This is a genomic window from Lachnoclostridium sp. An196, from assembly GCF_002160135.1.
Lineage (GTDB): Bacteria > Bacillota > Clostridia > Lachnospirales > Lachnospiraceae > Hominiventricola > Hominiventricola avistercoris.
Genome location: NZ_NFJZ01000021.1, coordinates 1 through 12,393 on the forward strand (window position 1 = coordinate 1; position 12,393 = coordinate 12,393).

The 12,393-nt window shown below is 50.8% G+C and carries 11 protein-coding genes and 2 pseudogenes; 11 read left to right on the forward strand and 2 right to left on the reverse strand.

What is annotated here, in order from left to right; translation table 11 throughout:
* Window positions 1-395: 395 nt before the first annotated feature.
* Window positions 396-581 (forward strand): annotated as a pseudogene (locus tag B5F29_RS17345) (Mu transposase domain-containing protein); the annotation flags it as partial.
* Window positions 582-832: 251 nt separating this feature from the next.
* Here B5F29_RS17345 and B5F29_RS16025 read toward each other — a convergent pair.
* Window positions 833-1,621, reverse strand: coding sequence for a hypothetical protein (locus B5F29_RS16025; RefSeq protein WP_330397649.1), 789 nt, complete (start codon window positions 1,619-1,621; stop codon window positions 833-835).
* A complete protein-coding gene (locus B5F29_RS16030; RefSeq protein WP_206414229.1) occupies window positions 1,614-2,102 on the reverse strand; it encodes a DUF6017 domain-containing protein in 489 nt (162 codons plus the stop codon). Before B5F29_RS16030 ends, B5F29_RS16025 begins: the two co-directional genes overlap by 8 nt.
* On the opposite strand from B5F29_RS16030, the pseudogene B5F29_RS16035 reads away from it, so the two are divergent.
* From B5F29_RS16035 to B5F29_RS16080, 10 genes and pseudogenes are all read left to right on the forward strand, one after another.
* Window positions 2,076-2,357, forward strand: a pseudogene (locus B5F29_RS16035) (relaxase/mobilization nuclease domain-containing protein); the annotation flags it as partial. The gene B5F29_RS16030 and the pseudogene B5F29_RS16035 overlap by 27 nt on opposite strands.
* Before the next feature lie 239 nt (window positions 2,358-2,596).
* Window positions 2,597-3,214: a TetR/AcrR family transcriptional regulator gene (locus tag B5F29_RS16040; RefSeq protein ID WP_087155596.1), complete on the forward strand. Its 618-nt coding sequence runs from the start codon at window positions 2,597-2,599 to the stop codon at window positions 3,212-3,214.
* A 189-nt stretch (window positions 3,215-3,403) separates the two neighbouring features.
* Window positions 3,404-4,840 (forward strand): DUF6138 family protein, encoded by a 1,437-nt coding sequence (locus B5F29_RS16045; RefSeq protein ID WP_164488387.1) that lies wholly within the window; start codon window positions 3,404-3,406, stop codon window positions 4,838-4,840.
* Between the two features lie 18 nt (window positions 4,841-4,858).
* Window positions 4,859-5,950 (forward strand): ankyrin repeat domain-containing protein, encoded by a 1,092-nt coding sequence (locus B5F29_RS16050; RefSeq protein WP_206414228.1) that lies wholly within the window; start codon window positions 4,859-4,861, stop codon window positions 5,948-5,950.
* 12 nt (window positions 5,951-5,962) lie between these two features.
* A complete protein-coding gene (locus B5F29_RS16055; RefSeq protein ID WP_087155597.1) occupies window positions 5,963-6,811 on the forward strand; it encodes a DUF2262 domain-containing protein in 849 nt (282 codons plus the stop codon).
* 52 nt (window positions 6,812-6,863) lie between these two features.
* Complete coding sequence (locus B5F29_RS16060; protein ID WP_015565826.1) at window positions 6,864-7,190, forward strand: DUF5713 family protein; 327 nt, start codon at window positions 6,864-6,866, stop codon at window positions 7,188-7,190.
* Between the two features lie 5 nt (window positions 7,191-7,195).
* Window positions 7,196-7,957, forward strand: a complete 762-nt coding sequence (locus B5F29_RS16065; protein WP_087155598.1) for a hypothetical protein — start codon at window positions 7,196-7,198, stop codon at window positions 7,955-7,957.
* A 24-nt stretch (window positions 7,958-7,981) separates the two neighbouring features.
* Window positions 7,982-8,656, forward strand: a complete 675-nt coding sequence (locus B5F29_RS16070) for a hypothetical protein (protein WP_025543808.1) — start codon at window positions 7,982-7,984, stop codon at window positions 8,654-8,656.
* Between the two features lie 23 nt (window positions 8,657-8,679).
* The gene (locus tag B5F29_RS16075) at window positions 8,680-11,112 is read left to right on the forward strand and encodes a DUF6892 domain-containing protein (protein ID WP_087155599.1); all 2,433 of its coding nucleotides are present in this window, start codon (window positions 8,680-8,682) and stop codon (window positions 11,110-11,112) included.
* Window positions 11,113-11,121: 9 nt separating this feature from the next.
* On the forward strand, window positions 11,122-12,147 hold the full coding sequence (locus tag B5F29_RS16080; RefSeq protein ID WP_087155600.1) for a hypothetical protein: 1,026 nt from the start codon (window positions 11,122-11,124) through the stop codon (window positions 12,145-12,147).
* Window positions 12,148-12,393 lie beyond the last annotated feature (246 nt).

A 12,393-nucleotide genomic window follows, 5' to 3' on the forward strand; every position in this document is an offset into this window, starting at 1 on the left:
GATACTCTATTGGCTGGCGCATGGGCTATGGGGAGGATTACATATACCGATTTGGCGATTGGCTGGACACCCTCTCCCCGGATGAGCGGACAGAATACCGCACCCTCTTTCCTGAGCCGGTGACCTGGAAGGGCTGGTGGGATGACGAAGATAGCAGTGAAATGCTGGAACATGGGGACTTCTGGGTGAATGCGTGGCAGCCAGAAGGAAGCCCTAAGTACACTCGCCAGTGGCTCCTGCAGGAGTTTGCCGCTGGGAGAAAGCGGGAATTTTGCTTATTCTGGGGCCATCAGCCTTCCGAGGACGGCCAGCTGACAAAAAGCTGCCTCAGCCAGTGGTGGATGGAGGATTTCTGGTCCATTACCAATACCTATCTTTGTATGGAGCAGTATATGATGGCAGGCAAGGAAGCCAGAGTATCGGGTGATTTCCATGTCCGCTTTGACAATGCATACTACAGTGTCCCAAGGCAGTATGTCCATAAGCGGGTACTGGTCAAAGCCACTGCAACAGCAGTCCAGATCTGCGCCTTAACTGGTGATCTCCTCAGTGAATGGCCCCGGGCTAAATATAAAGGGCAGTGGATGACGAATCCAGAGCATCTGCCTGCAAACAGCCGGGAAATGACCGAATGGAATGGCGCTTACTTTACACAGAAAGCAATGACGATTGGCTCCAGTACAACGGAGGCGATAAAGCGCATCCTTTCCAGCAAGAAATATGAGGTACAGACATACAGACAGTGTGTCGGCATACTCAGCTTTGCCAGGAAATACAGTAAAAAGGTTCTTGAAGAATGTTGCCGACAGGCACTTGAACTCAATAAAGTAACCTATGCCCGATACGGAGGAATATGCTCTGACTTGGCTTTCAGATCTGCCAGCACAGAAGGTTTATCCGCCTGTTCTGCTTCCTCACGCTCCGGCATGGAGTCCTCCATATTAAGAGCCGCATCCAGTTCTGCCAGACGAGCACTTTTTTCAGCAAGCTCCGCTTCCTGCGGGAAGGGTTTCCCCAGTTCCGCTCTGGTCGCTTCCTGCTGATTTTGAAGATTGGTGAGCTGTTCATGGGCTTTCTCCAGCTTCTCAGGGATGCTGGAGAGGGCATTGTCCAGTCGGATGATATTTCCCCTGGCATCAGTTCCAAGCGATACACGATGGCTTACAGCGCCTTTCAGGGTAATATCAAAGTCATGCCGGAAACTATCAAAGGAAAGTTCCATCTGAAAGCCACGATAACTGCCAAGAGGGATTGGCTCGGTCGTTTTCATCTCCTTGCAGGCGGCAAGAATCATTTCACCGGCATCCTCTTTTTCCGTATAGTGCTTGCCCAAAATTTCCATACCGCAGAATCCTTCCGCAATCTGGGGATGAGCTGTAACCGTTTGGATGTCTGCTTCAAAGCCACGAATATAGCCTGTCTGCCTTTCAATCTCCGCAGGGAAGTATTTTAGGAGTTTATCTTCCATGCGATACTGCTGGCTCTGATGGTCGGCTTTTAGAACCTTAAGCCTTGCCACATCAATGTCCAAGTCCATTTTCTCTTTAATCAGCGGATTCCCGGCACATAGAGCCTTACCTGTTGCAAAGATAACGCCACGCCCGCCGGTCAATTCATCCATATAGCGGCACTTCATAAACATATCCGAAGATTTCTGTGCTTCCGAAGTGGAAAGACCAGCAACATTCCTCATTTTTGTGTACAAAAAGAGGTTTTTGAAAGCGTGGCTTGCTACATACGGTTTCTACCAATATTTCCAAGATGCTTTCCAGAACTTCTTTATCATAGGGAAATTCTTTAAAAAGATAGTCCATTTCAAGTTCTTCATAAAAATACTGATAATAGCTCTGAAATTCCTCATCCTTTTCCACATCCCTTCCAGAGAAATCGGAAGATAGGATAGGATCAGTATCACTATAATCAGTATCTTTAATATCAGTATTATTACCTTGTGCTTTTGACAACTCTTGAAGAGTCTTATTGACAGTTCCAGAATTGTCCTTTTGACAATTCAAGAATTGTCTTTCCACAGAATTATCCACAAAGTTTTTCACATAGATATAATTGGGCTTTCCTACTCTAAGAAATTCCGCCAGGAACATGAAGCAGAAATCCTGCTCCACCAGGCAGCAAAAAATGCTTTCGACGATATGGGGGTTAAGAAGCTGCCCAAGGTCAAAGAATTGCAAACTGACTATGCCAAACTCCTGGAGGAAAAGAAAAAAATCTATGCTGAATACCGGCGTTCCCGCGAAGAAATGAGGGAACTTTTGACGGCCAAAGCGAATGTGGATCGGCTGCTGAAAATGGACGAGGAGCAGAAACAGGAGAAAGAAAAAGACCACGACCAGCGGTGAGCTGATCGCAGTCAAAAGCGTTCGCAGAACGCGTGGCCACAGGATAAAATCCTGTGTTCAAAGGGGCTTGGGGGCAGCGCCCTCAACAAGCGTTTGTGGCGAAATGGATAGCCACAAGCATTGCTTGCCGCTATTTAGTTCATAAAAAATTTTCAAAATATAGTTGTATATTTTTTTCTGTGCAGTTATTATATAAATACCGTTTTATGATTCTGTTCTTTATAGGGGGATGGGAAGATATGGCACGAAAAGCCTATTCTGAAGAAGATAGAGTGCAAGTGCGGAATGCCCTAATGACCACCATGATTCAGTGTATCGCGGATCGGGGATTGATTCACAGCAGTATTGATGTTTTGTGCAGAAAAGTAGAGATCTCCAAGACCTTCTTCTACAGTTTTTTCTCATCCAAGGAAGAACTGGTGCTCTACGCCCTGCGATACCAACAGCCCAAGCTGCTGGATTATGCCAGATCCCTAATGGAGGACCCCGGACTCAGTTGGCGGGCGGGAGTGGAAACCTTTCTGAAAAACTGCTGTTATGGAGCTAAAAGCGGAGTCGCCGTTTTGTCCATTGAGGAGGAGCAGCAAGTACGCCACTGCCTTTCCGAGGAGAATTTCCAGGCGTTCCGGCGGGATCAGATTATTTTTTATGGAAAGCTGCTTTCCATCTTTGGCCTCCCTGTGGACAGTATTGATTCCCGGCTGTTTGGCAATCTGGCCCTCAGCATGATGATGGTACACAAAGCCATTCCAGACACCATGCCATTTCTATTCCCAGAGGTGGCGGAGGATATGGTGGACTTCCAGGTCAGGGCTCTGGTGGACGAGATGGAGCGGGTAAAAGAGCATGTGCGGTAGGTGAAAGCAAATGGATAGAGATGAGTACCCATGTCCAAACGGACGGGAAAGACAGCAGAATATCGTCAGACACAGAGCCTTGGGATACAGGTTTTGGTTCTGTGCGGCCTTTTCGCGCCCTGCGTCAGCCTGTCCAAATGACAGGGTGTCGCAGGGCATTTTTTATTGTTCGGAAAGAGGTGGCCTGATATGAGTTTACCAAAACGAAATAGTGCGGACGGGCGCTGTTACTGGATGAAGCCCGAGGTGCAGGAGGAACTGCAACCGCTCTTTGACCAGTGTATCCAGGATGCCATTGACGGGAGAATCACGCGGCTTGATTCCCTCTGGCCTCCGGTAGTGGTCAGCAGCGAAGGCGCGCCCTTTGAGGTGTGGCAACTGCTTCGGACATGGACCGAAGCGCAGCGGGCTGAGACCCTTGACGCGGAAAAGGCCATCGCCTTCAGCGAAAACCTGCGCCGCCAGAGCCGGTGGGGTGAAATTGACCACCATCTACTTGATATGCTGCAACGGGAGCTACAGGAGAAATATTTTATCGTGACAGGCAATGAAGATGACCACTTCTGGGATCGGGAGTATTCCCTAAAACCAGGTATCCGTGCAGAGCAGGTCCCGGAGCCGCTGCTGCGTTTCGCCTGCTATGTGGCGGTGAGCTATAAGGTATATGGTATGGACTTTCAGTATCTGGACGCCAATTACCTCTTTGGATTGGTGGAGAAAGTCCGTCCGGATATGGTGAAAAAGCTGAAAGAACATGGGACCGGCAGGTTGCCGCTCAACCTGCAAAAGCGGAAAACAGAGCACTTCACCGCATCGGCCAACGATGCCTTTGCTGTGATCCGTATTACTGCCAGGAACAGCACGGAGGAGTGCTGCCATGAAGTACTGAACTACCTGTGTGAGCTTCTGGAGCAGGAGGATTTTCCCCGCAGCTATGCGGTGGAGTTCAAAGGGCCGGAAAAGAGGTATCTTCCCATCACAGGACTGCCCAAAAAGGGAGTAAACCAGCTCTTTGCCTGTGCCGTGCAGTACCCCGGCCTCCACCCCCTGATGGAACGGTACGCCCGGCTTGCCATGCGGCAATATGAGCAGTACACCAATCTCAGCGATGAGCAGTGCGCTCTCCCCGGAAGTTTTGCCGTGTTTGCCCTGGGAATGCTGGGGCAAGAGTGGCGGCAGCTGGTATGGGATTATCTCGATCTCTGTGATGATGAGCACTCCCACTTACAGGAAAAATTCCTCCGGGAGTATGTGAAACAGTTCGGATTTACCGCCGATACCGTCCCTATATTTGTCCGTGGGGTGCTGTCCATGCAGAACATGAAGTATTCCAAGGACTATACCGCGTGGATGGCAAATGCAGAAAGTCTGGACGCTCTACTGGAGGCAAAAATCCATCTGTCCGAGATCGTTCCAAGCGGTTTTTCCTCCGACGAGGATGACGATGATGACGAGGACGAGGAACCCGCCGAGGAAACAGAAGCCAGCCCGGAGGAAGTGCTGCAATACGCATGGGAAACGGTCTGCTATGTGATCTGGGGCAAAGCCAGCGCCAAGGGTGGTCAGAAAGTGGTGGAAGCAGCTTCGGAGGAACTGAAAGAACGGTATTCGGAAATTTTTCAATAGAATGTCAGGAGGATTCGGATGAGTGAAGTAAGCTATTCAAATGTACCTCCCATGATGGCTGCCATCAAAAGTGGTGACATAGAGGCGATTCGTTCCTTGCTTCATGCAGGGCATTCTCCCAATGAGCCGCAGTGCTATCAGGTAATGATTGGAGAGTGGCCGCGGGATGGCGAAGCCTCTCCACTGGAATTGGCTGTGCTGGAAAATCGGATGGACATGGTGCAGCTCCTGATCGAATGCGGAGCAGATTTGACCCATAACCCGGAAGAATTGCTTTGTGGTTCCCTGCGCAGTCAAGACCTGGCCCTGTTTTCCTTTTTGGTAGATGTGGGAGTCAGAATCCCCGCAGCGCAAAGGGATATATGCAGGCTGTTTCTCCACTTGGTGGATCGGGATGAGCCTAATGTACTCCCCATTTTGAAAAGGATGAGCATGGATTTGAAACAATATGGCGGTGAAGCCCTGCGCAGTATGGCGAGCCATGGAAATCAGCTGCTGGTGGAGTATCTGATTCAAAACGGGGCGGACATCAACTATCACAAGCCAGATATGGTGTTTCCCTACGCTTCTACTCCTGTCACTGAAGCTGCACGGCACAACGATTTTTCTATGGTGCGCTGGCTTGTGGAGCAGGGTGCAGACATCACCATCCCAGATAAATACGGTGACCGGCCCTACACCGTGGCAGTACAGAACAAAAATCAGGAAATGGCCGCCTACTTAAAAGCTCTGGAGCCGGAGGAATGGCACAACGAACAGGAAAAGGCGCGTCAACTCATGCCTTACAAGCTACCTGCCAAGCTGGTGGAATACTTAAAGACCGGCCCCTTGCGTCTGGAATTTCCAGAGCGGGAGCTGGTGAAATGGGCGGAACTGTACCCCTACATGGATGTGCAGGAGATGACCTGGAAGCGGAAAAAGCTGCTCTCTCTCATGGCGAAAATGGATAATTACAGCGACTATTTGCTGCTGTGGAGTCCCAGAGATAAGAAACTCTGGTATCTGGACATTGAGCATGAGGAGTTTCATCCGTTAGCCAAATGGGAGGCATTTATCGCTAATCCCGGAAAATATCTCAATGGAATGATTGAGGGCGAGTTTGAGGAATAAGGAGCTAACGCGATGTTTGAGGAATTTTATCAAAAATATGAGACTGAGGAGCAGGAAGTGATTGCCCTGATTTGTAAGTGCATTGGGGCTGGGTACCATAAGAGCGATAACAGTGACTTTTGGGAGATGACTGTCATTACACTGGGTATGGTGTTCTGCAATACCGGCAAGGTCAGCATTAAAGAAGGTCGGCTGAAATGGCCGGTTACGGAGGAGGAACGCAACAGTGAAAAGAGCTGGGGGCGTTTGCAGCAAGGGCAGATTTGCCGTCTGAAGGTACGCAGATTGTTGGATGGGTTGGTACCTGAACACACCACTCCGGAACAGTTCAACAGCTGGGCTGTTATAGATGTGCTGGAGCCTTCTGTCCCCTGCCCTCCGTTGGAGGCAGTATGGGAGGAATACCAGAAACCCGTAAACATTGAGGATGAAGTTCTGGGAACTTTGAAACTGAACCGGGACTTCGGGCTGCTGGATGGCAAAATCTTGTGGAACGAAAAGGAAGTCTCCCTTGCACTGGAAATAGATCTGGAGGATGAGGAAACCTGGGATACCGTCCGCAGCATTGCCCACAAAGTTATGGCAGACCGCGAAAGCTGGGACAAGTCCATGCGGGAATTTGCGGCAAAGGAACTGACCGGGCTGGCCAATGAGTGGCAGGCAGATGACGATGAGAAGAAAAATGCTGATCCCATTACAGAAGAAGGATTTGCCCAGCGCATTACTTTGTCAGAACTGAGCCTTACTTATGAGGGTGACTTTACGGCCTATTTTGATGACGACGATATGTTCTGGGGACACACTGTTGAGGTTTGCGGCTCCCTGGAAAATGGGATAGAGAGCGCCAATATTGCGGGATAACGGTTGCATAAGACATACAAGCTGATATTTGAATGCGAAAGGAGAAATCATGATGAAAGCATTTGACCCGAATTACAAACTGCTGGACGAGATGTATCAGGATAATTACTATCCAGTTTTTCTGGTGGATAAGGTCAGGGACGAGCTTCAGAAGGTCATTGACCTGCTGGAGAGCGGCGAAACGGACACCGAAGTGATACAGAAAACGCTGGATAAAGCGGTCTGCGGCATCAATGATCTTCAGGATGAATTTTACGAAAACGACAGCGAGATTGAAACGGTGGCCCGGGATTGTATTGGAGACACCGTTGCCTACATTCTGGAGTGGTTCGGTATCCCGATTGATATGGAGGAGGCCATCCGAGAACGGGACTGGTGATTTTTATGAAAATAGAGCCCCCTCTTAGCACCGCTGTTTTCTGGCGCGGCGGAGAAAAGATTGATCTGAATGGACTAAAACCAGATGCGGTATGGTGTCTGTCTGTGACGGGAGATCGGAAGGTGAATCTGTCCTTCCTACGAGATTATCCCAATCTGAAGGAGCTGACCTTAATGGAAAAGTGTGAGGGTGTGGAAGTTCTCTCCCAGCTAAAGCAGCTTCATACACTGTCCCTATGGCTGTCGGCCCCTGTTTCCTGGGACAATGTTTCTCTCCCCGGCCTGCGTGTCCTCCACCTGCGTGGGGAAAAGAATGGCGACATTACCCCGCTTCTCTCCAGCATTACCGATCTCCATTTGGAGGGAATGCGGAAAACGGAAGATATCACCCCTTCCCTGACTCCGGCGACCCGGCTTCAGAAACTCTATCTCCAGTCACTCCCATCTGTGCAGAAACTACCGGCTCTGGATGGGCTGCCTTCCCTTTATGCCCTGAAACTCTATGAGTTGCATAAGCTCGGCGATTTGTCCACCCTCTCTCACAGCCATTTGCGCTACTTTGCCGCCACTCTGATTGCGGATAAACTCTCCGCCCAGGCGCTGGCAGATGCTGTGATGGCGATTCCCGATCTGGAGGCAGCCGCGCTCCAGCTGGTAGACCGCTCCGGGCGGCGCTATGGCGGTATCCAAAAAGCCTTTGCCGCTACTGGGAAATCCGCATTGCTGCGGGAGGAAATCAGTGCTTTGACCACATGGCTGTCGCTGTAACACAATGGAAAGGAGCCGATCAGATTGTGTGAGAATGCGAAAATTCTTTGTCCTTACTGTTTGACGAGAGAAATTGACCCGGCACAGGCGATATGCTCTGCTTGTTATTCAAAAGAGGATAAATGGGAGCGAGGCAGTTGGGATGACCTACGCAAGCGCAAGAATGCCGATGAAATCCAGATGTTTACCATAGCCAAAAAAGTAGATGAAGCGTTCCAGATACCAGAAAATGAAGCTTATGCCTGTATAGAGAAACACGAAATGATTCAGGCTGAGGCCTTGGAACGGGAAATGGAGGCTTTTCACCGGCGGCGCATCCTCTGTATGGTGGAGATATTTTCCAAGATTGATTGCGGCATCCTCTTTTCTGGCTATGTAGAACTGGATACCTATTTCAAGAATGTGTGGGATTATGCCCATCAGCGCATTGCCGCAGAACAGCTCAGAGAGGTTCAGGAGTATCTGCGGTCACAGATTCCATGGAAATCCCTATCCAGTCAGCGGATGGATCTGGGGGCAGAACTTCTCAACTTTTGGTGCGGAGAAGATGAGTTGGATTGGGGCTATTCTCAATATTTTGAGATTGCAGCAGGTAATCTCAAGCCGTTTCTTGCAATGACCTTATTCACAGAGATTCTGTGTAAGCATTTTCCAGATGTAATGTCTGCGCCAGTCAAGCGGCTGAGCAGCAAACTTTGAGGCACTAAAAAGGGGGTACTTTCATGCCAGACTGGGCACAAATCATATCCGATGCGCTGGACATTCTGAAATTTGATGGAGCCGTACAGGACACTCTGGCGGAGCTTCGGAGAAAGTGGGGCGCACAGGTCCCGGCGCTGCTGGATGAACGCTTTGATGTCGTTGGCATCCAATATATGAAACTGTCCCATGAAAAAGGGGCGGCGGCGTTGGGACAGGAGCTGTCTGCCTTCGGCTGGGCGCTGTATAACCTGGACGATGAGGACGAGTATCTGTTTGTCCTGATTCCAGAGGAAGAGCGCAGGGAATGGGAACGTTACTGCAAAAAACAGGGGCAATCTTGTCACCTGATGAAACAGCAAGGGAGAAAATGGGGAGACCATGCCAAGGAGCAGGACCCTGGTGCCCTGATGCCCTGCGAGGAATACATACTTCAGGATGGGTACGATTATTTCTTCAATTCCGTAGCGGGTGATTTTGCGGCGGGGGAGTGGAAAAGCCAGGATGCAGAAGAATGGAAAAACGGCTGTGTGGCCGATCTGCGCCATCGTCCGCCGCAAGTAATCCGCTCCCATAGCTTGCCGCACCTTGGGCACCTTACCTATTCCCCGGAACATGAACTATATGCCGCATCGAGGGCCGCTGGAAGCGGAACCATTGGCCGGGTATTACTGAGCAAGAATCCAGCTACCCTCAACTGGGCCGAACCGTCCCCCATCGGATACGATGGTCCACCCCGGACTCTGTGCTGGGCTGACCATTCCCTCTGGGTGGGTGATCCCACCAACGCTACACGGATCGAACTGACTGACCGGGGCACCTGCCAGGATGTGAAAAACTGGACTCTGCCGGAAGATGGATGGAGCACCAAATACCATTGTGGCATTACGACAGACGGGCTGGGCCGGGTCTATTTTTCCAACGAGTGGTATAAGGGGCAGATCTACCGATGGGAAAACGGCAGGGTAACAAAACATACCTTCTCTCTGTATGGATATGACCATCTTTCCGAGGCCGTTCCCGTTCCCGGTACAGGCCGCATTGCCATGACCCACGCTGTCAGCGGCAAGGGAAGAGTGGAAGAATGCCTGCTGGAACTGGACATGGACACCGGGAGGTGCCGAATTGCCCTCCTGCCTGGAATGGGCGAGGGGCTGAAACTGCGCTGGTTTACCGGGGACTGGCTGCTGGTGCAGGGAAACGGCGAAATCCTTTCCGATGACTTTGCCCAGCTCATCAACATAAACACCCGTGAAGTGCTGCGTATCCGTCCGGGAATGTTCGGCGGGGAGAAAATGCAGCACATCGGAATACTCACCGATGACACGGTGGTTATTGTCACCCGGCGGGATAGGGTTGGGCCGGTGTTCCGTTATCCCATCGACTTCTGGGACTTCCTGCGGACGGCAAACAAGCCCAAAAAGCTGGAATGGCGGGAGTACAAAGAAGTGTACCCGAATCTGCCCATCTTTCTGCCGCCCAAGGCCACAGAGCGGAAAATCATTCTCAAAAAAGACAGCCTGACCATCCTGAGGTCGGTATTTACGCCGCCGTTTACCCTGCCACAGCTGGCGGAAAAGTTAGGACCCGCCCGCATTGTCCTGCAAAATGGAACACGGAAAAGTCCCATTACAGGCAGGGAGAGTCCCTATACCCAGGCCCTTGCCCTGTGGGACGAGCTTGGACTCCAGGGCTGGTTGGATGAAGATGAGCAGACCATCAAAACCCTTGGTGTCCGGGTAGCGGCACAGGGAGAGTATGCGGTCCGGCAGGCATTTGACGGAGCGGTCTGGATCGGGTCCAAGGACTACCGGGAGGCCAGCTGGAAGGATTTCGGCGGATTTGCCCATACCCTCAAATTAGGCGGCTTTACCGTTTATACCCGCTTGCCGGGTCCTGTTCCGGAGGAGCAGTCAGCGCAGAAAGCAAAGCTGGAGGCCCTCTCCGCTATGGTGCAGATCAGCTGGAAAGAGCCAGAGAAAAAGACGGCGAAAGCGCAGAAATACAAGTTATCCAAGCCGACTGAGCCAGTACTCACCTTTACCAGTTTCAACTTCAAACTGGCGGTGCTGGAAGTCCTGATGTATGAGAAAGGCTTACTGGCTCCTAAACTGGACGCCTATGAGTTTGCCAGAGAGTACAGTCGCCGCAAGATCGACATTGACGCGGAAGGGTATGAACCTATCCCAGAGATTCAGAAGTGGCTGGAACAATACCCTGTCCCGGCGCGGCTGGCCCCGGAGGTCACAGAAATCGAGATGGATGGCGGCAGCGAGATTTATACCCAGCTCTGTCCGTTCTGGGATGGCGAGGACGGAGCCTTTGATCTCAATACCATTACTGAGGATGAACTGCGCCAGTTCCCTAATCTCAAACATATTACCCTCATGTCCTCTAAGCCGGAACAGGTGCTGCCGGTTCTGGAACGGTGCGGTATCAAAGCAGATTTGCTGTGAGGTGAAAGTATGAAAGCGAAACTAAAAGTGATAAAGAACTGGGAGTTCGAGGAATTTGAACTGACGGGAACTTCCTTCAAATACAGCCCGACTGGATGCAAAGGTATGGTAGCCCGCAGCGAGGATGAAATTGTGTTTTGGACCTATCATCTCGTGCAAAAGTGCAGCGGCGTTTTGTGGGTCAAAGGCGAAGTTTCCAGGTGGATTCCCAGCCCGGAGCCGAAAGAGCAGCAAGATGTTTGGGAAGTTCCTGTCTTGCTCTCATGCGACAGAGGAATACTGTTGGTTTGCCCCGCCAGTAAATCCCTTTGGTGGATGCCGCAGATGGATGGAGAGTGGACTCTGATCCCCATGGATAACTGGTGCGCCCAGGGCATCCCTATGCCGGTGGCCGTCACCGGAAGCCAGGGCGTTTTCCCTATTGTGTGCCGAGTGGACAACTCCGCTGATGCGACCAACAGTTTTACCAGCCTGACGGTAGATTTTGAAACCATGACTGCACACTGGGCAGAAAGCGGCTCTTGCGTATACAGCAAAGCAGGAACCCGACAGACCCATTTGGCGGCGGTAGAGCGAGCTGGCGGCAATTTTGCCCAGGCAGACTTTCACTACAACTATCCTATGATTGGCTCCATACTGGAACAGAATGGACAGTTTTATGCCTTTTTGGAAAGTAACACCATCAATCCGGCAGGTCTTTCTCTCATGGGCTACTATTGGTATCTGGAACTGGAGGAAAACGGACTATTCAAAAAGAAACTGTGGGGCAAAGATAATTTAAGCCGCCTGCCCGGAAAACACGGGATGCGCGGAAAATTCTCCGGTGACAGGACTTGCCTGATCCTATCTCCCATTTTTAAGAATGATGACTGGAAGGGTAAACAAAAGGTGCTGCGCCTTTCAGATTTGGTGCTGATCGACCTTGCCATGCCCCGTGGATACGCTTCCTTCCATGTGCTGGATGTATGGGGAAACCGGGCATTTCTCAGTGATGAAAAAAACAAGCTGGTTCTTTGTGAAATGACCTTGGAGTAGTTATGGGGGCTGAGTATGCTTTTCAAAAAAAGTAGGAAAAGAAGAATTTAATTGCTGTGAGACGAGGGAAAATGATATGGCATTACAGGAAAAGAAAATAATGCCTCCCCCTTGGCTGGCCCACCGGGAGATCGAGAGATACTCTATTGGCTGGCGCATGGGCTATGGGGAGGATTACATATACCGATTTGGCGATTGGCTGGACACCCTCTCCCCGGATGAGCGGACAGAATACCGCACCCTCTT